General features: G+C 55.1%; 12 protein-coding genes. 5 read left to right on the top strand and 7 right to left on the bottom strand.

From position 1 onward, the window contains the following. Positions 1–60: 60 nt before the first annotated feature. The gene (locus SH528x_RS36060; protein WP_442508251.1) at positions 61–237 is read left to right on the top strand and encodes a hypothetical protein; all 177 of its coding nucleotides are present in this window, start codon (positions 61–63) and stop codon (positions 235–237) included. 195 nt (positions 238–432) lie between these two features. Here SH528x_RS36060 and thrS read toward each other — a convergent pair whose 3' ends face one another. Continuing rightward, complete coding sequence (thrS, locus tag SH528x_RS36055) at positions 433–2646, bottom strand: threonine--tRNA ligase (RefSeq protein ID WP_442508250.1); 2214 nt, start codon at positions 2644–2646, stop codon at positions 433–435. A gap of 188 nt (positions 2647–2834) precedes the next feature. Between thrS and SH528x_RS36050 the strand changes: the two genes are divergently transcribed. Further along, complete coding sequence (locus SH528x_RS36050; protein ID WP_442508249.1) at positions 2835–3260, top strand: DNA polymerase ligase N-terminal domain-containing protein; 426 nt, start codon at positions 2835–2837, stop codon at positions 3258–3260. Here SH528x_RS36050 and SH528x_RS36045 read toward each other — a convergent pair. Together SH528x_RS36045 and SH528x_RS36040 are read right to left on the bottom strand one after the other, a co-directional pair. Beyond that, complete coding sequence (locus tag SH528x_RS36045) at positions 3226–6975, bottom strand: hypothetical protein (protein WP_442508248.1); 3750 nt, start codon at positions 6973–6975, stop codon at positions 3226–3228. The two genes, SH528x_RS36050 and SH528x_RS36045, sit on opposite strands and share 35 nt — an antisense overlap. A gap of 267 nt (positions 6976–7242) precedes the next feature. Further along, positions 7243–8187 carry a 3'-5' exonuclease gene (locus SH528x_RS36040; RefSeq protein ID WP_442508247.1) on the bottom strand — a complete coding sequence of 315 codons (945 nt, stop codon included), beginning with the start codon at positions 8185–8187 and terminating at the stop codon, positions 7243–7245. 357 nt (positions 8188–8544) lie between these two features. Here SH528x_RS36040 and pepT point away from each other — a divergent pair, with 357 nt between their 5' ends. After that, complete coding sequence (gene pepT / locus SH528x_RS36035; RefSeq protein ID WP_442508246.1) at positions 8545–9804, top strand: peptidase T; 1260 nt, start codon at positions 8545–8547, stop codon at positions 9802–9804. Between the two features lie 75 nt (positions 9805–9879). On the opposite strand, the gene SH528x_RS36030 is transcribed toward pepT, so the two are convergent. Then, a complete protein-coding gene (locus tag SH528x_RS36030; RefSeq protein WP_442508245.1) occupies positions 9880–11961 on the bottom strand; it encodes a prolyl oligopeptidase family serine peptidase in 2082 nt (693 codons plus the stop codon). A 216-nt stretch (positions 11962–12177) separates the two neighbouring features. Between SH528x_RS36030 and SH528x_RS36025 the strand changes: the two genes are divergently transcribed. Continuing rightward, a complete protein-coding gene (locus tag SH528x_RS36025) occupies positions 12178–14712 on the top strand; it encodes a ComEC/Rec2 family competence protein (protein ID WP_442508244.1) in 2535 nt (844 codons plus the stop codon). Between the two features lie 198 nt (positions 14713–14910). On the opposite strand, the gene SH528x_RS36020 is transcribed toward SH528x_RS36025, so the two are convergent. The 3 genes from SH528x_RS36020 to SH528x_RS36010 all read right to left on the bottom strand — a co-directional run bounded on the left by SH528x_RS36020 (position 14911) and on the right by SH528x_RS36010 (position 19253). Then, on the bottom strand, positions 14911–16092 hold the full coding sequence (locus SH528x_RS36020; protein WP_442508243.1) for a hypothetical protein: 1182 nt from the start codon (positions 16090–16092) through the stop codon (positions 14911–14913). 912 nt (positions 16093–17004) lie between these two features. Next, positions 17005–18045: a S1C family serine protease gene (locus SH528x_RS36015; RefSeq protein WP_442508242.1), complete on the bottom strand. Its 1041-nt coding sequence runs from the start codon at positions 18043–18045 to the stop codon at positions 17005–17007. Between the two features lie 122 nt (positions 18046–18167). Next, positions 18168–19253: a S1C family serine protease gene (locus SH528x_RS36010; RefSeq protein WP_442508241.1), complete on the bottom strand. Its 1086-nt coding sequence runs from the start codon at positions 19251–19253 to the stop codon at positions 18168–18170. A 202-nt stretch (positions 19254–19455) separates the two neighbouring features. Here SH528x_RS36010 and SH528x_RS36005 point away from each other — a divergent pair, with 202 nt between their 5' ends. Beyond that, on the top strand, positions 19456–20334 hold the full coding sequence (locus SH528x_RS36005; protein ID WP_442508240.1) for an SDR family oxidoreductase: 879 nt from the start codon (positions 19456–19458) through the stop codon (positions 20332–20334). Positions 20335–20363: the final 29 nt, after the last annotated feature.

The following is a 20363-nucleotide window of genomic DNA, read 5'->3' as shown; positions in this document are numbered from 1 at the left end:
CGTTTATTGCGATTCAATCATTTGTCTTTTGACACTTCTACCAAACACTTAAGTTCCATCATGAAACATTGTATTTTTGTTAGCGTTCTTTCGATTACTTTTCTGACGCTGTTGGGTTGCGGGACCAGCGAGACAACCCAGTCAACGAATACCGACGAAATGAAAGCTTATTTGGAAGAGCATCCTGAGTTAGTGATCGACATGGAAGACTTAGACGAAACGCCTCCACAAGAATAGAGTCAGGGTGAATCCTTCTTCACCTCCCCTTCTGGGGAGGTCAAAGTTGGCGGGTGCCGGCTTTGGGTGGGGCTCGTTGTGTTAGCGAGTGAATCGTGCAAGCAAGAAGTCACCAGCCCTCCCCGAAAATCTCGCTGAAGGCTCGATTTTCGACCCTCCCAACGACGTTGGGAGAGTGAAATGCCTAGCCGCGAATCAATATTCGTGGCCGGTTGCACCGGAGTCGACGGCGGCGGCAGCACTGAGGCTGCTCTTGACCGCTTGCCGCACTTTGCGAGTTGCGATCTCATCTTTGAGTCGTGCAATCGCTTCGGCGATTGGCATCGATCCGAGGTCGCCATCAATCCGGTCTCGCAGGGCCACTTGGCCTGCCTCGGCCTCTTTCGGACCGACGACGGCCATGTAGTTGACCAAGTCGAGTTGCGCGTTGCGGATCTTCGCTTGCACCTTGCCGTCGTTGTTGTCGATCGTCACCTTCAATCCGGCTTCGTCGAACTGCTTCGCAACCGCCACGGCATACTCCAATGACTTGTCGCTTAATGGCAACACACGAACTTGTTCGGGCGACAACCACATCGGGAACGCTCCGGCAAAGTGTTCGATCAACATGCCGGTGAAGCGTTCGAGTGATCCAAACGGAGCACGGTGAATCATCACCGGTCGATGAGTCGCATTGTCGCTGCCGGTGTACTCGAGCTTGAACCGCTCGGGCAAGTTGTAATCGAGCTGAACGGTACCGAGTTGCCATGAACGGCCGATGCAATCGCGAACCATAAAGTCTGCCTTCGGACCGTAAAATGCCGCTTCGCCCGGTTCTTCGTTGAAATCCAAGCCTGAGTTCTCAAGCACGCCACGCAGGGCGCCTTCGGCATGGTCCCAGTTCTCTTCGCTGCCGACATATTTGTCGCTGTTTGGATCTCGTAGCGACAATTGCACGCGATAATCGTCCAGTCCCACCGCGTTGAGAACGAACTTGGTCAGTTCGATGGTCGCTTTGAATTCTTGTTCGACTTGATCGCCGGTACAGAAAATATGAGCGTCGTCTTGAGTCAAACCACGAACGCGGAGCATGCCGTTCAGCTCGCCGGTTTGCTCGTGGCGATACACGGTTCCGAACTCGAACAATCGTAGTGGCAACTGACGATACGAACGTGGCATCGCCTTGAACATGTGGCAGTGATGGGGGCAGTTCATCGGTTTGATCAGGTACCGTTCGTGGGCGGTTTGCCAACGATGCAGCACTTTTTGTTTGTCTTCGCTTGATGCCGACGACTTGTAGTCGGGGAATTCCGCGCCAAGCACCTTGGCGGCTTCCATCAACTTTTCTTCGCTGTCGGTGTCGAGAGTTCCGTCGACTAACCGCTGATTCCAAGCGTCGACCAATCCACCCGCTTCGCTACCGAACAAAGGCGAGAATTGGCTGTCGCGGTAATACGGAAAGTGACCGCTGGTTTCGTAAAGTTCCACGCGTCCGATGTGCGGACTGTAGACCGGATCGTAACCGCGGGTCAGCAGTTCCTTGCGAAGGAATTCTTCGAGAGTCACACGGACGCGAGCGCCCTTGGGAAGCCACAGGCAAAGTCCTTGGCCGACTTCGGGGTTGATCGCAAACAGACCGTGCTGTTTACCGAGCACGCGGTGGTCGCGACGTTTGGCTTCTTCGAGTTGTTCCAAATAGGCCGCCAGTTCTTTCTTGTCAAAGAACGCGGTGCCGTAGAGTCGTTGCAGTTGTCGTCCCGAAGCGTCGCCTTTCCAGTAAGCCCCTGCGACGCTCATCATTTTGATCGCCTTGATCTTGCCAGCGTCCGGAATATGCGGTCCGCGGCAGAGGTCAACGAATTCGCCTTGGCGATAGAAGCTGACGGTGGATTGATCGGACAAACCGGTTTCGATGTGCTCGACTTTTAGATCTTGGTCCAAGTCGTCGCAAAGTTTGCGAGCTTCATCGCGATCGAGGATGAAGCGTTCAAACGGCTCTTTGTCCTTGATGATCTTTTTGATTTCCGCTTCGATCTTGGGGAAATCGTCTTCGCTGATTTTTTCGGGGATGTCGAAATCGTAGTAGAAGCCACCCGAGGTGGTGGGGCCGAACGCGAGCGAGACGCCTTTGTACAGCCGCATGACGGCGCGGGCCATCACGTGGGCGGCGGAGTGACGCAGGACATCGAGTGCTTCGGCATCGCGGCTGGTTAATAAACGCAGGGCGATCGGTTGATCATCTTCGCTCAATTCGCCCAGGGGACGGTTGGCGTCGACCACTCGGCCGCTGATCTCGGCGGCGATCACGCCGCGGGCCAATCCGTCGCTGATCCCTTTGGCGATATCCATCGCGGTGGTGCTGGCGGGGTGCTCGTGAAGGGTGCCGTCGGGGAGCTGGATTTGTACGTTCGCGCTGGATGCGTTAGACATGAGTGCTCGGATAGTTTTCGTTAATGGGAATCGTCCATACGTTACGGAGGCATGGATCGATGCCAAAAGGATGATGATATCGCTACCTAACCGTCAATCCCGAATCGAATTGACAGATCATCGGTCCCCTCTTTTCTCGACTGAAACCACGATTCTTCGCCAGCGAATTGGCCCCGAGGCAAGCAAAATTGACTGCAATTCAACACCGTTTCGTGATCCTGCGGCACACCCCCGGCCCCGAGGGGACACGCGGGCCAAGACCATCGGAACCCGTTCCGCCGCACTTTGATTGGATGTTCGAAGTGGACGGTGTCCTAAAAACGTGGGCCACCGAGCCGCTCGAGTCGTTTCAGCAGGGGATTTCTACGAAGGTAGAGAAGTTAGCCGATCACCGGGTTCACTATTTGGATTTCGAGGGCGATATCGGAGGCGGCCGAGGCGACGTGCGGCAAGTGATCGCAGGGCATTATCGAGCGATCGAAACGGGCACAGAGCTGTTTGTCGCCGAGATCACGTGGCAGGACGCTCACGGCAGGGCCCAGTCCCGACGCGTGGAAATCGCGGCCGGCTACTTAGAGCTTAAAAGCGGATCGGCTTCGGCAGCCAGCCCTTGATCCGTTCGGCCACGCCAATAGGCTCGGCGGCTGCGGCCGGATTTTCTTTGATCACCGGAGCCGGACGAACTCGCGTGTCATTGAGCAGAAAGTGCGCCCAGCGATTTTTCAGCAGGCGAGCCGATGGGGCCAGATTGCCCCGCTGTAATCCCTGAACAGCCAGGAACGCTTGGCTTTGCAATTCAGCACGCTCTTTGTTCATCGGGAAGAAGTCGTGCAGGTGAACATCGTCAATCCACAGCTTTCCTGGTGACAAACTATCGATCGTGATTCGCAGCGAATCGACCGTCATCGGATCAATCTTGTCGGCTTCGACCAAGACTTTCCGAGGTTGCCAGGTTCCGTTTCGAGGCACGTCGACCTCTTCGGAATGGCGGAACGAGGCACCTGCTTGTGTTCCCTCGACCGAGACGCGGACGCGATGCGGTGTCGTCACGTCGCTGGCCTCGCTGCGGCAAGCCAACGATACAGCCAATCGCCCGGTTTTCGGAGGCGTGATCGTTTCGCTGACCAACCACGTCTTGGTCGCCATCGCATTGGCCGTGGTTAAACAGAGTGAGCGATATCCTTCGATGGCTTCGTTCTCATCAATGCGAACCGCGCCCTCAGGGTATTGGGCGTGCATCCATCCGGTGATTCCGATGCCGCCGACGACTTCGAATCCAGGGTTGGAAAGGACCGCGTAAGGCTCGCTGTCCGCCAGCATTCCCAAACGTTCCACGACGACGGTCACATCTGATTTAATTTTTTCGATCGTTTTGTTGTCACCGTGGACCCGAGAAACCCATGTCGAAAGGACCTCGGATGATTGCGGTAGTTCCGAGCGAATCACTTTCAGTTGTCCGGCGTTGAGGTCCACCGTACAGGTCAGCTTGTCGGCACTGTGGCGAAGCGTGGCAGTGTTTTGTCCGACCGCTTTCCACTGGATTGCCTTTTTCGCAATCACGTCGACTTCACAAGGCCACGGTGCATGGTTGGTGAGGCTCAACACGAGATGCTGGTTTTCGATTCCCCAACGTACTTGGACCGTTTGCGAAGCTTGATCGGGTGACCCAAATTCCTTCATCGGTCGACTGGGCGAAGCGTTGTAGGCAAGGAAGATCGGACGCAACGGTTGAGCAACACTTCCGGACAAGGTCGCGTGGTCAATCATCACAACACGAGGGTCAATGCGGTCGATCAATCGGCTCAAGTTCTGTGACAGCGAGCGGTCGATGATCGTGGCTTGCGAGGGCACTGTCGGGTCACTAGCAGGGTTCGCCTGTGGCGTGGACGCAATGGGATGCGGGGTGATGCTAAGCCCGACGCGGCCTGTGATCGGTTGAAGCAGCGATACATAATGGTTGGCGTTTTGTTGGTCATCGATTTGCTGAGCCAACGTGGTCCGACCTTCATGTTTGTGCGACGCCATCGGAACCAAATTCGATTGCACAGGCGGCCACGTCATATCGACCAACGAAACCCCTGATTCGGACGAGACGTGGGACGGTGAAAGTTCGGTCATCAGGCAGAGTTTGCTGCCAAGCAAATGGGAAACCGAAGTGTAGAAATTACGGTTCGATTGGATCGCCCATTTTTGTAGCGAGGCATGCTTGTCTTGGTGAATCCAGCCTTGGACTTCGCTGATCGTCGCACTTGGTTTCCCCACGGCGATCGCAAATTGTCGCAGTACCGCTTCGCTCGGCGGGTGAGCCGAATCAAACGCGGCCGTGTGATGCGATGCACTGCACGGGATCGTCACGCCAGCAAAACAGGTGTGAGGATTCGTGTGTTGCAACAATTCTTGGATCCACGCATACATCGCTTGCTGCACGACGGGATCAATCAAAGTGTAATGCGACAAGGGTTCGCCGCTGCTGCTGTGCTTGGCGTTGATTTCCACGTGTCGCATCGTCATCGTGGGATGGATTCCGATCACCACTTGAAGATCGCTGCGATCCATCAGACTCAAGATGAGGTCGAGTCGCTGTGTTTGTTGTTTGTGATCGGGGTGCAATTTCGACGCTGGTGTCGGCAGAAATTCAGCGGTGGGGAACAATGTCTTGCCACCCTCGTTCGCCGAGATGCAAATCGAATTGACGCCTAGCAATGCTGCGTATTCTTGTAAGCGTCCGGTAGCGACGAATAGCTGATGCAGCGAGATTGCGGCACTACTGAAGTCGGATTTGGCTAGCCGTTTGGCCTCATCGCCGGCTAATCGGTCAGGCCAGTCGATCCCGTTGACGCTCAGAGTCGACATTCGCGAACGGCTTAGCGAATGGTTCTCGAGCGTTGACGGACGAGCCGCGAAGTTCAACGGACCAGCTTTGATTTCAATCGATTCAATCGCAGCATCTTGCTCGAGATCCAAGTTCGTCAAACGAAGTTGATCGTTCCCGCTGGGGTAATACAGGAACGATTGGCTTCGCCATTGGTTTTGGTCGTCACGATAGCGGTCCGAGGCTCGCTTTTCGTCAATCAACACATAGTGTGCCGGAGCGATATTTTTGTTTGTATCGTTTGTCAGTTCCATTCGCACTTGGATGGCACGATTGGCGGGATAGCGAACGGTGATCGCGTGCGGATGACCAGCGCGTAACTTTGTCAGATTTGATTCAAATGTCTTGCCGCCTGGAACAATCGTGATCTTTTGTCCGGCATCAATTGAATTGGAATGAGGGCGATCTTGCTTGATCAAACTGGTGGGGATCAGCGGGTTGTTGCGAGCGCTGAAAAAGGTGGGGACTGTCCACTGAGAACCATCGGTGGGTTTGATCTTGGCAACCGTGTGCCATGATTCAAAGTCGATATCGCCATTGAGCGACGTTCGCTCAGGCAACACCGTGAAGACATGGTTCGCACGTGCAATCGGTTCGTTAGGTCGACGCCATCGCGACCACAATGGATTTTGGTTGTGTTCTAATTCAAAGCGAACTTCGTAAACACCCGGTTCCGCCGGAGCCACATGTTTGAACAGGATCGGTTCGCTAGTGCCATTGGTATCAAGCGAGATCGGTGATGTTTTGGTTGCCACGACGTGGTTGTCAGCGACTCGGATCATCGAGCTGTGCAGGCGCAGTTCACCCTCAGCGGGGAGTTGGACGGAGTTGCCGCGGACGTAAAGCGACATTTCAGTACTGGGTTCGCAAATCATGCCTGAGGGAGATACGCCCTCGGCTGGATCGATCCAGACGCGAAGCAAGTCATCTGTCACTCGCTTCAGAGTCCATTGCGGTTCGGATCCGCTTGTTTTCGAGTCCTGCAACAGCTCGGTGATCGGGATTCGCGTGACCGTCGGAGCGGGTGTTTCCGCAGTGGTCGATGAATCGAGTGACCCGCTGGGGGCCGTTGGGTTGGCGGCGGACGCCTTCATCGTGACGACAATTTCAGCGGTTTTCGCAGCGTTTACGTGGAACGCCGCTCCGCCGGATGTCATCGCGACAGAGGAGTGGAAATGCCAAGCAACGCCCGTGTCGGAGCGATGCATCATCCCGCACGTCGTCGGGTCACTACACAAATTATGCAGTTCCGAGATTGTTGCGGTGCCATTTGGGTCGATCACTTCGACTTCGACGTGCCAACGTTGAAGTGTTTCAGCAGACCAGTCGAGTTGTAGATTTAAGTCGAGGGGTTCGCCTTGCGAGGCTGGGGGCGTGATTTTCGCTATCGAAGCATTCTCGGCCTGCAGTGATTCAGGCTGGGCACCGCTAGCATCCTGTGCGATGGCAGTCGACATGACGCCGTTCGTCAGGGCAATGCCGATGAAAATTAGCGCGCAGTAGTGCAGGATCGCCCTGGAAATAAGGGCGAAACGTGAAGTATGCCGGCAAAGACTTCCTTGTCTAGCCATCAACATGCCCCTAGCAGGCTACCTGTTTGTAATGGAGAAGATCCGTGGAACGAAAAGTCCGATGGAGGACCCTAGCTGGAAACCGGCTTCCAGGTAAAGGCGAGTTCTGACATCGCATTTTGCTAGCATCAAGATTGGTTGATGGAGTCGTCGTTATTGGCCTTTATTGTGATTACCATCGGAGGACTCGGTGGCTTCGCTAGTCGTGGATGGTTCGTGGGCCGCTGCTACTTCGCTATCGACGGAGTCGAGGCTTGGCGGGGCTTCGTCCGATTCCGTATCCGTCGCTTTTTTGTTTTGAGGTTTTTCCCAATCACGCCACGCGTTTAGGTAGGCCGTATAAGCATCCGACGTATCAGCACGCTGCTCGATCCACTGTTTTGCTTTTTGCACCAACTGCATCTCATTGTCGATCGTGGTCTTGCCCATCAGCACCATCGATCGCAGGAAGATGAAGTAGGTGTCGAGCACATCACAGCGGCAATAATCACTGATCTCGGTCAATTTTCCGTCATCATATTGCTGCTGAACTTGGTCGCCACGCAGATCCATCTTGCCCGGCTTTTTCACCAACTGTGCAATCAGGTTCAGTCCGCCATTGCATCGCGCGGCACCGTAATTGGTCAGCAATTCTTGCAGATCCAAGTGAGCTTCGGTGGTGAACCGGTTTCGCGGCGATCGGTAGCCATCGTTTTTGAACCACTGGGCCGCCGAGACGCCGTATCGAAATGCTGCCAATTCCATGATCGGCAGATCAAACGAACGACCGTTGAACGTCACCCATTGAGGTTTACCGTAAATTTCCCAGCCTCGCCAAAAATGTTCTGTGATCACGTGGGGGCGAAAGAGAGGCTCATCGAGTGATACGATGTCAATCAAGCTAAAGTCGCGTGCGACTTTGGCGATCACGACCGAGATCGGAATCTGGTAGGTGTGGGGGATAAACGTTGTGCCGTTTTGTTCGACAAGTTCATCTTGGTAGGTCGCGATCGCCTCTTTGGGCGACAGGCCTTGGCCTCCGTATCGGACATCTGCGATCAATTCCCCGTCCGCGATACTCTCCACGTCGAAAATGAAATGGGCAACTTTTTCGGTCATGGGATTCTTCGCAGGATGGTGCCTCGCGAGGCCGTTCGCGGAGCAGGATGTTGGATTGGTTAATGCTTGGTCGGCGTGGTCGCCCCCGCGACGCGGTTAAAGGCGTTGCGGCGTTGTTACGATCGATTCTGGACGCTGCTCGGCTTAAACTGCCAGCCATTCTTTCTTAATATGACGACACCGGTTGTAAGGCGATCGACAGAAACAAACGTATCTGCCGTAGCCGAAGTTGCCAAACTTTGAACCAGCAATCCAATCTCTGGCGAGATCGGCTACGGAAAAGTAATAACTGCCACTCGTCTAAAGATATCAAATCTAGGCGTTACTCACACGACAAACCCGTTTTCCGAATTTACCATGAACCAAAACCCTACCGTCACGATCAATTCCTCACGACTGCTTGAGCGTTTCCTGCGTTACGTGCGGATCGATACTGCTGCGGACCCCAACAGCACTGATTACCCAAGTTCGTCAAAACAGCGAACGCTGGCTCAGTTGTTGGAGCAGGAGTTATTGGCAATGAGCATCACGGACGCTCACATGGACGAGAACGCCTTGGTGTGGGGCACTGTTCCCGCAACTAACGGTGGCACCAGTCCAGCAGTCGCACTGGTGGCTCACATGGACACGTCGCCCGAGGCGCCCAGTGCGAACGTGACTCCGCAAGTCATCGAGGCCTATGCCGGAGGCGATATCTCGCTTCCATCAGGCAACGAGATTTCATTTTCGGGAACGCCCGAGCTTGCTTCGCTGATTGGCAAGACACTGATCACAACCGACGGAACGACTTTGCTCGGTGGCGATGACAAGGCCGGCATTGCAATCATCATGGAACTGGCTGAAACGTTGATCGAGAACCCGCACTTGCAACACGGCGATGTTCGTTTGTTGTTCACTTGTGACGAAGAGATCGGTCATGGCACCGACAAAATTGATTTGCAAAAACTCAATGCGACGGTGGCTTACACCGTTGACGGCGGCGGTGCAGGAGACATCGATGTCGAAACATTTTCGGCCGACGGAGCGACCGTGCGATTTACGGGCAACAACATTCACCCCGCGATCGCTAAAGACGTGATGGTCAATGCGACGCGAGCTGCAGCTGACTTTCTCGCTGCATTACCTCGCGACGGCATGACACCGGAAACCACTTCGGATCGACAGGGATTTATTCACCCCAATGCGATCCATGGCGGCGTTGGCGAAGCAACGGTCGAGTTGATTTTGCGATCGTTTGATTCCGAGGATCTGAAGGGCTATGCCGACATCGTTCGCGCGGCGGCCGAAACGGCTGCCAAGAAGACGCCGGGGGTCAAAGCTGACGTCAAGATTTACCGCCAATACCGCAATCTACGCGAGGGACTTGAAAAGTTGCCTCAGTCGGTTGAATTTGCCGAGCAGGCGTTCAAGAACCTTGGCCGCCCCTGTAGCCGCGAGATCGTTCGCGGCGGAACCGATGGCAGTCAACTAACCGAGAAAGGGTTGCCGACCCCGAATTTGTCCAGCGGCCAGCACAATATTCACAGCGTTCGCGAATTTGCTTGTCTCGACGAGATGGTCGAAGCGACCGAGCACCTCGTCGAGCTGCTCGCGCTCTGGAACACTCAGCGTTCGTAGTAAACCGTTAACTAAGCAGATCGTGCGGTATACGTCGGCTCAGTTCATTATGTGAAATGACTCATATTGACCTGCTTACTTCAAATTCTCGAGCAAGAAGGCCCATAGGTCGGCGTACTCGTCGATTCGTTTGCTGACCGGCGTGCCTGCCCCGTGCCCGGCTCGCGTTTCAATTCGAATCAAGGTGGGGTTGTCGCAACTCTGAGCGGCCTGCAACGTGGCTGCGAATTTGAAGCTGTGTCCCGGGACAACGCGATCATCCCGATCGGCTGTCGAAATCAGGGTCGCGGGGTAACAGGTTCCTGGTTTCAAATTATGTAGCGGCGAATAGGAAAGCAGATTTTCGATCTGGTCCTCTTCGTCGCTGCTGCCGTATTCGGTCGCCCATGCCCATCCGATCGTAAACTTGTGGAATCGCAGCATGTCCATCACGCCGACTGCGGGTAAACAGGCACCAAACAAATCGGGCCGCTGAGTCATCACGGCACCAACAAGCAGTCCGCCGTTGCTGCCACCACGAACCGCCAAACGACTTGATTTCGTGTAGCCTTTGTCGATCAAGTGTTCTGCGGCTGCGATGAAGTCATCAAACACATTTTGTTTGTTCAGCCGCATCCCCGCTTCATGCCATTCACGGCCATACTCGCCTCCGCCGCGAAGGTTTGCGACTGCATAAATGCCTCCGTTTTCAACCCAGGCCGCACTGGCGGGTGAGAACGACGGTGTCAACGAAATATTAAATCCACCGTACGCATACAGAAGCGTGCGATTGGAACCGTCGAGTTTCGTATCACGATGTCGCGTCACGATCACGGGAACTTTCGTTCCATCCTTGCTAGTTGCAAAGAGTTGTTCGGTGACATAATCGTCGACTTGGATTGGCGTTTCAGGACGTCGCCACAACGAGGTCTTTCCTGTGGCCAAGTCGACGCGATAGATTTCGCCGGGCGTCACGTAATTGGTAAAGTCGAAGAAGGTTTCCGTGGCATCTTGTCGACCGCCAAAACCGCTGGCACTGCCCACGCCGGGTAGCGGCAAATCGTCTGCGAATTTGCCTTCGATTGAGAAGCGAGCCACGCGGCTGCGGGCGTCTTTGAGATAACTCAGATAAAATGTCTCACCAAACAAGCTGGCCGATTCGAGCACGTCGCCGCCTTCGGGGATGATCTCTTTCCAGTTGTCACGATCGGCTTGGCCGACTTCTACCGCAATCAAACGGCGTTTCGGTGCGTCGTTGTCGGTCACGAAATAATGCGTCGCATCGACCGACGCGATCCACTCGTACTCGGCATCAAACCCGCTGATGAACGGCTGGACGTTGGCATCGGATTTGGACAGATCCTTGATGAAGACTTGCGACTTGGGTTCGCTGCCCTTCCAATTGTGAATGATCAGATAGCGTCCATCGTCGGTGACCGATGGCGAGAACCCCCACTTTGGTTCATCGGGCCGCTCGAGAATCAGCGTGTCCTTGGATTGATCATCACCGAGACGGTGAAAATACAAACGTTGGTTTTCGTTAGTACCGGTTAACTCTTGGCCTTCGACCGGCGCGGTGTAGCGAGCGTAAAAGAAACCGCTGGCGTCGGGCATCCAGGCGATGCCGCTGAACTTGCTCCAACGAACGATGTCTTCAAGATCGTTCCCGGTCGCCACCTCACGGACTTTCCAAGTTCGCCAATCGCTGCCGCCGTCGGCTAACGAGTACGCCATGAATTTTCCATCTTGCGTCGTGACGGTCGAACCGAGCGCAACGGTGCCATCTTCACTGAGCTTATTGGGGTCGATCAGCACTTGACGTTCGGCGTCCAATGAATCGGCCTTGTACAACACACTTTGGTTTTGCAAGCCGTTGTTATGCGAGTAGATGTAGTAATCGCCTTTGGGGCTGGGCAGACCAAATCGTTCGTAGTTCCACAGTTTTTCGAGTCGTGCTCGCATCGGTTCTCGCTGGGGCAGCGATTGCAAGTAAGCTTGCGTGACTTCGTTTTCGGCCTTCACCCACGCTGCGGTTTCCTCGCTCTCGGTGTCTTCGAGCCAGCGGTAGGGGTCGGCGACACGATGCCCGTGATAGTCGTCCGTGACGTCGACCGTCCTGGTTTCGGGGTATTGCATCGTGCGTTGGGATGTTGTCAGCGTGGTTGATTCTTGAGCCATGGCGAGGTCGGAGGTGAACCCTGAGAGGAGCAGTGAACTAAGAAGCGTGATCGTGGCCGTGGGTGCTGCCAGTGTTGACACCGGAAACAGGGACCGTTTGAAAGGGTGTAACATTGGATGTGATAGACTTAGAGGGATGGAGAAACAGAAAGTCAGCCGCTTTGGCTTGGCTATCGTACTCGATTTGTCGACCTGGATGAAAAGGGGGGGCGTGCTTTGGCTGCGGTATCGGGTGCGGCACATGATCGCGATCCCGGCTGGCGGATGGCTGACTTTTGGCCACGCCACCCCCTGTTGTTGCTGGCAATTGCGGCCGCGATCGGAGTTGCATTGGATGCCGTACTGTCAGTTGGGTTCCAGACGCGAATCATGCTCTGGGGGGGCGTTGCGGTCGTTTCTTGCCTGCTCTTTGCGTTTTCAGCTGCGGTGTTGAAGCGCGCAGCGGTGGTTTTAGGCATCGCATCGCTTGCGGCTCTTTGGCAGGGCTACAACGACTATGTCTATCAATCGGCATCGCTGCGTCGATTTGCAGGCGAATATGCTGAGCCTGCGATTGTCGAGGGATCCATCGACCGACCGGTCGTGATTCGCCGCAACCCGCTAGCCGATTCGGTGCGGGGGCAAGATCAATCACCCTGGCAGTCGGTCATCGAATTACAATCCGACCGGATTCGTGTCGGTGAAGATTTAGTCCCTTGCCGCGGACGAGCGATGGTGGTTTGCAGCGGACGACTCGATCATTTTCTGCCTGGCGACGTCATCCGAGCCCACGGTGCGATAGCAAAGATCGTTGCACCAACAAATCCTGGCGAGAACGATCTGCGACCGGTCTACCGACGTCGTGGGATTCATGCCCGCATCGACGTCGACCGCGAAACACAAATCGAGCAGATCGGCCACCACTGGGATTTTGATCGTCCCATCGCGGTGATCGCCAACGAGAGTCGTGAGCTGTTGTTGAAGCACACCAGCGATGCGTCAGGACCGCTGGCGGTCGCATTGGTGATCGGGCAGCGCGATTTTGTCGATCCTGAAACACGTGACCTATTATTGGTGACGGGCACCGCTCACTTGTTGAGCGTTAGCGGATTGCATCTCGCGATTGTGGTCGTATTGGCGAACTGGATTGCGATGCTGCTGCGGTTTCCCTTTGGAGCCAACATTGCTTGGGTGTTGCTGGTGTGTTGTCTGTACACTGCGATCACCGGAGGGCGTCCGCCGGTGATGCGAGCTGCGGTGTTGGTCGGGATGCTGATGTTCTCGTTGTGGTTCAAACGACCGACGCAGCCCATTAATACTTTGTCACTTGCCGCGCTGATTCTTATCGCGATCAACCCCGAGAATCTATTTCATGTCGGCGTTCAATTGTCGTTCCTGGCGGTGGGAACATTGTTCCTGTGCGGCGCTCGCACGATTACCAAATCGCGTTCGGTCGATTTAGCCCTTGAAAACGAGCGGCAACTTGATGCGTTATTGCAGTCGTCACAATCTCACTATGTCCGTTACTCCCGGATCGCATGGTTCTGGATTGCGAGGATGGTTTGGTACAGCGGTTGTGTCACAGCGATCAGTATCCCCTTGGTATGGCACCAATTTCATGTGGTGTCGTCTGTCAGTGTCGCCACCAACGTGATTTTGAGTCCACTATTGTTTATCACCTTGGCCAGTGGCGTTGCCACGGTCGTGGTCGGCTGGGTGTTTGAATCGGCCGCAAGCGTTCCGGGGTACTTGTGCGGACTGTTCTTGCAATGGATGCGAAGCATCATTGGTATTGCAGCGGAAGTTCCCTGCGGCCATTTTTGGCTTCCTTCGCCGCCCACATGGAGCGTGGCTGTATTTTATCTGGTGATGGTCGGCTCGCTTTCCTGGCCACCAAGTCGAGTCAGCTCACGGTTCCGTTACGGCTGGATCGTGGTCTGGATGGTGACCGCCTGGATGATGGCGACAACTCCGCCGCCGATGGATCAAGGGATGTTCGAGGCGACGTTTGTCGACGTCGGGCACGGGACAAGCGTTGTCATGCGAGACGACGTGGGGCATGTGTTTCTTTACGATTGTGGACGGATGGCTAACGAGACGGGCAGCAGTCGAGATATCGATGCAGCACTATGGTCGATCGGTGCAACACGTTTGGACGCAATCTTTTTGTCGCATGCCGATTCGGATCACTACAACGCAATCCCTGGTGTGCTGCGCCGATTCCGAGTTGACCGAATCATCACGCCACCCGGAATGCTAAGGCAGTCCGAATCCGGTTTGTTGCCGATCCGAACCGCAATTGATGCCGCTAAGGTGCCCGTGGTGGAGGCGTTCGAATCGAGCGTGGTTGCAGAGATTCCGCGGCAATTTGCGTTTCTGCATCCGCCGCCCTGGCGAATGGATGGCAATGACAATGCAAACAGTTTGGTGTTACGGATCGATGTAGGTGGGAAAACTTTGGTGTTGCCTGGCGATCTTGAGCCACCGGGAACGGAGGCATTGATCAACAAGCTGCGACCACCACCGGGCGGCGCGTTAATGGCGCCACATCACGGCAGTCTGACGATGAATGCGGAATCAATCCTGCAGTGGTCACGTCCAGCCGAAGTGATCGTCAGCGGCGGGAAACGAGCGAGAAAGCCAGCGGTTCGAGCGATGTTAAACACGACTGGCGCCGGAGTGTACGTGACTGCCGAAGTAGGAGCCGTCCGAGTTCGCATTAGCGAGGATGGCAAGATCGAAGTGCGATCGTGGAAGCAGTCACCGTGGTGAGGTGCCCCCACTATCAGCCAAGCCACAGCCGTAAGAGGTTAGAAAATCGCAGCTTAGAAAACATTATATGACGAAGCGAGTCCGAACACCGATTACGCCATGAAAAGGAAAAAGGAAGGAGGAAGATAAGACACGCCGCACCTCGTCTCTTCCAATTCTTCTGTCGCTACAATCTTTCTGTCTGGCAATCACACCGCGTCACGGGGTCAGATTGGGCACGCCCATCCTTCTTCCGAAGTCGGCGGCGAAGGCTTCTGGGGTCGCCCCGTAATTCGCCTTGAGTGCGTCGTCCCACTTGACCCCCAACTTCAAGTCCTCGAAGAATTGGCTGAATGCTTTTGGATCAGCTTCGACGAGGTGGATCACCAGTAGTTTGGCCAGGACTTCACGCTCGTCATCGATTTCCGTCGCCTGCAGGATGCCGAACAGACTTCCAGTGCGTCTGAGCCGGTCGGCTGCAATGTTTCGCGCGGCGGCATCTCGCTTCGGATCCGGGAACATCACACGATGTAACATGTCTTTCAAACCAGATTGCACCCAACGCGGAAGCTTGACATCGGAACGATATCGACCGACGTACCCGTCCGCCATGCTCCACGAGATGGTCGACGCAACCGATGCATCAAGTTTCTCGCGGTACGTCGCAACCAAAAAACGCTGGCGATTGTTGTGATAGATCGTGGTACTCGTTCCGAAGTTCGGGTTGTTCATCACATCCGACTCGAACTTTCCAAACATCTCGCGCTGGCTGAATACCGCCACCATCATCTTGCCTTGCCAAATGTTTGCACTCTTGGGCAGCCCAAAGACGCTGTTCATTTGTTGACACATCACATCGACCTGCTTGGCAACCTGCTCCGCCGCTTGCTGCGGAAAATCGGTCAACAGCAAGCAAAAGTCGGATTCCGCGAAACTCAAGTTGACCGGTGCAAGCGATTTGCGAGCATCATTGAAAATTCCAATCTGATCGCCAACCGCCTCTCTGATTTCTTCCTCCGTTTGCGGGTCGCGGAGCGTCTTGTTGCTACCAGTAATGCGGGCCTCGGCATCAGCCTGTGCCTTGTTCAAGTCAATCAGGTGAACCCCGCCCGAAGGTCGATGGTAGCGAAACGAGTAGGGTCTTCCGTCAATCAAGAGGCGATACACGTCCGTGGCTTTCATCTTCGGTTTGCGTTTGCCGTCCTGGTACTGGAAGAATCGGATCGCGTCGGATCGAGGGTCTTTGATGAAGCCCACGACTTCGACGTCGCCAACGACCGTCCCGCTGATGAATTGAATGACGGCGGGCTTGCCAACCAACAACTGGCGTCCAGTGTCATCAACAAGTCCGTCAAACTGCAAATCCGCCGCAGACGCTGCGCTAATGAAAACAAATGCCATGACGAATGAAATCGGCCGAAACAACACAGCTACTCCCCAATGAATCGTTCCACGGAACTCGGTATGTCTAAGAATATACAGTCTGCAATATAGTTAATGAGACCGGGCAAATGCGACGGGCTTGGACGATAAGATTACGAAAAACAGATAGCCGGTGAAGTGGGCGCGGGATGTAGCCAGAGGTTGAAGTTATTCCAGATCAACCGGTCGTTACCGGAGCGTGCCTCCTACTTTGTCCAGTGGATCACAATCCAGTGGATCACCGAATTGCCTTCGATCCGACGAATGCATTTGCCAGCGGGCGCCGCCGGCGCATCCGGCTCCCAACCGACACTTCTCACCTGGGGCACTTCCCAATCCGCATCACGATCAAGTCCGCACGACAAGTGTTGAGATTCGTGGGAATACGACTGATTCGTGGCGCAATACCGCACCTAAACTTTTGCCCGCGAATCATCGCGACGAATATCTCCGCATCAGCGCGGATGGCAAGACCGAAATGCGCGTCCGGCATTCGGTGCGATGCAACCGGTTGTCGAACTGATGGCCGGGTGCGAGTTAAGCAGGTCGTTCGGTATTTACCGGTGAAACGACGATCCTTTTGTGAGCCGTGGGCCGTAAGGCACCGGGTGATGCGTGGAACCCGGCCGCTCACACGCGAGCCGCTCACACGCGAGCGGCTCACTGAATCAACAGGCCCTCACCCGAGCTTCGCTGAACGCTCGCTCGAACGCTCCCTAAACTGCGTTTGGGAGAGGTGCAGCATGGAGGACTCATCGCACTAGTGCTGCGTTGCAGCTTACTTTTAGAGTAGCGGAACTCGCGCGGGAGTTTCGGATCGGCGGGCAAATACAACGAAAGTCTTGACGACTTCCGCTACCACCAACCCTAATTCTTAGCTACGACGCAGCACTAGTTCGTTGTGCCGCGGGCTTCTTGCAGCATGTTGACCATCTCGGGCAATACCAGTGACGAGGGCAACGCGTAGCTGACCACGCGGCCGGCACGGGCGATGTTCAATCCGATCACGCGGCCGGAGGAATCGAGGACTGGGCCGCCACATTGATCAGGATCCAACACGGTGTCGTGCTGGAACACGCGGTCAAACCCGCTTAGCCGTACGTTGCGCGGTCCGTTGACACGGCTGTCGTTTTCAGATTCTTGCAATATGCCGAACTCACGGATGCCCGCGTTCATCTCCATCGTGTTTCCAGATCGAACGATCGTTAACTGGACACTTTCGCCAGGGAACATGCCACGCAACGTGTTGATGACGTTGTCGCTGTTAAAAACTTCTTGTCCATTGATCGCAATGATCTGGTCCTCAGGTTCGATGCCCGCTTCGTCTGCACCGCTGTCGGGCCAGACACCTTGCACTCGAGCACGTCCATTGGTGCTGTTGCCGAGCACCACTCCGAGCCGTCCTTTGTGGTCAACCCGTCGCTCTAAAACACCAAGGCTGCCGATTCCAATTGGACGCCCCGTGCGACCAGGGGTAATGACGAAACTTCCCACCGGAGGTTGCAAAGGATAGAACTCGGCCGGCTTGAAATCAAAATTGGCATCGAGTTTCAGCAGTGCGAGATCATTGGAACGACGAACTGCGGCAACACGTGCTGGCAGCAAACGTCCATCGTGTAGTCGCACTCGGATCGGGTCTCCACCGCTCAGTTCACTGCGTTTGGTCAACACATAGCCATCGGCGCCGACGATCGTCCCGAGAGCAACTGGGCGTCCGCCGCTGATCACTTGGACCACCGATTCGTCAATATTTCCCAAGATCGGGTGGACAAGTTGCATCATTTCGCCGTTGTCACGACGATGCGAGACTTTGATGCTAAATCCTTGACGCAACCACTCAGGTGTCCGAGTCGTTTGAGCGTTGGCAGTATCGGCAACCCCGAGGGTGGCAACGATCAGGGCGAGCACGCCGCAGGCGGTTCGTCGATGCATTTGTAACAGCAATGAATTCAAAACGTTGTCTCCAACAAAACGACACCGAAGCAGAATGAAATCGCATTCTGCATGCGAACAAGTTTACGGCCGACCTACCTACATCGTCGAGTGTGACGCCTCTATTCTTCGCGTCCTATTTCAACAACAACACGAACGCGTTTGTTACTACGATTGACCCAAATCTCGACGCGTTCGCCGGGCATTGTATCGGCCACTGCTTTGCTAAGCGAATTAAAATCGGTCACCCGAACTTTCCCAAAACTCTCGACGATATCGTCCACAAGCATTCCGGCATCCTCGGCGGGAGATCCTTTTTTGACCTCTCGCACCCTCGCAACGCTTTCGGATTGGTTTCCGGCGACACCTAAAACGGGACGAAAACCGGGGAGCACGCCCCACGACTCGCTGGCGGCCAACCGTTTCCAAGAAATGTCGTAATGATCCACGGGGATATGCAGGTTATCGGCAACATCGTTGCCAATTCGGCTGTGCACGGCAATCAAGCGGCCTTCGATATCAAATAGCGGGCCGCCGCTGTCGCCACCAATCAAGGCACAATCGGTCACGATCGCATCGGGACGGACGGTCAGAATACGTCCGACACGGGTCACCGGGCCTCGACCGCGGTCGTAGCCCCCGGGATGCCCGGTGGCGATGCACCACATGCCGGGCACTAATTTGTCGCTTGTCCCGAGCGTTGCGTGAGGCCAGGGTTGGCCTTCATTTTGTCCGTCGTTGATTTTGATCAATCCGGCATCGACGCTGCGGTTCATCCCCAACGTGGTTGCCATCACCGTTCGTCCGTTGGACAAGCGGATTACCGCACTTTCGTTGGGTCGCATCGCCACATGAGCCGCAGTGAGGATGTACCCGGTGTCGGTGATAATCACGCCACAGCCTTGCGCTGCACCGATCTGGACACTGACGGTACAATCCCGAGCGCGTTTCGAGACCTGTTGCTGCTGTTGTTCCAAAAGCCGCATTTGCTCGAGCGACGATGGGGTGCCGCCACGACGCAGCAGTCCTTGCAGTGGATTGGGGACCGAAACCAGCGTCCCGCTCGTGGAACCAGCCGTCTGCCGATTAAGCTCTTGAGCCTCCGCAGTAGGGATTTCAGTCGAAGCAGCGGCAACCAAGCCAAATAGCAAAAGCCATAAGCAGGGGACGTTGAAAAGGCCGGAAGTGAACGCGACTGTCGATTTCAATACTGGATCCTCGCTGAGGCTGCATAATCGAAGGGGCAATGTGAGTCCCCAAACGTAGTGTTTTTAAGGTTCAAGATGTTTTTTGAATTGTTTTTCTAGCGAACGATCCGCCGTCGTTTCGTTCGCGGCTTTATTGTAGCCAGTAGAGCAAGAAGGTGAAAAATGAAGCGGCAAATCGCTATCGCCGAACGGCTTAAAAAGGATGAAATCATCAATTATGCCTAAAAATCGCATTTTGATCGTTGGATGCGGCTACTTGGGGTCGCGGGTGGCCCAAATGGCTGGCGATGTGGGACACACCGTTTTCGCCACCACACGCCGTCCTCAGCGAGCTATAGAGCTGCGTGAGCGAGGAATTGAGCCGATTATTGCCGATTGGACGAATCGTTCTAGTTTGCGGGCGTTACCGGAGGTCGATCAGGTCCTCGTTGCCGTCAGCCACGATTCCTCGAGCAGGGTGTCTCGCTATCAATCGCAAGTCGGCGGAATGCGGAATTTGCTGGGCGTTGTGTCCGACCAGGCTCACCTCTGTTACATCAGCACCACGGGGGTTTACCACCAAACCGATGGCGTTTGGGTCGACGAACGATCGCCCGCCAAGCCCAATCGCGAAGGAGGCCGGGTGCATCTGCAGGCCGAAGATCTACTGCATCGTCATCGTCCGGACGCTCCATGGACGATCCTGCGGTTGGCCGGGATTTACGGGCCCGGACGCGTGCCGCGGATCGCCAATATTCTCAACGGCCAGCCAATCGCGTCCTCCAAAGAGGGTTACTTGAATCTGATTCATGTCGTCGATGCCGCCCGTGCAGTGTTCGCAGCGTGGCAGAACCCCGCCTACAGGATGTACGTGGTTGGAGACGACGAGCCGATGATCCGACGGGATTTTTACTGCGAAATTGCCCGCCAGTGTCGCGCCAAGCCTCCCGTCTTCGAGGCTCCGGTTGCGGGATCGGCTAAGCAAATGCGAAGCGAAAGCAATAAACGAATCTGGAATCGCCGGCTGAAGATGAACTTGTTGCCCGAGCTGGCCTTTCCGACCTATCGCGAAGGATTGGCTCAGATCCTGAAAGAACATTGATTCAAAAAGTTCATCGTTTTTGAAAAATT

It is taken from the genome of Novipirellula methanifontis (assembly GCF_052161655.1).
Taxonomy (GTDB): domain Bacteria; phylum Planctomycetota; class Planctomycetia; order Pirellulales; family Pirellulaceae; genus Novipirellula.
The sequence above is the reverse complement of the archived record's forward strand: the minus strand, read 5'-3'. Positions and strand labels throughout refer to the sequence as shown.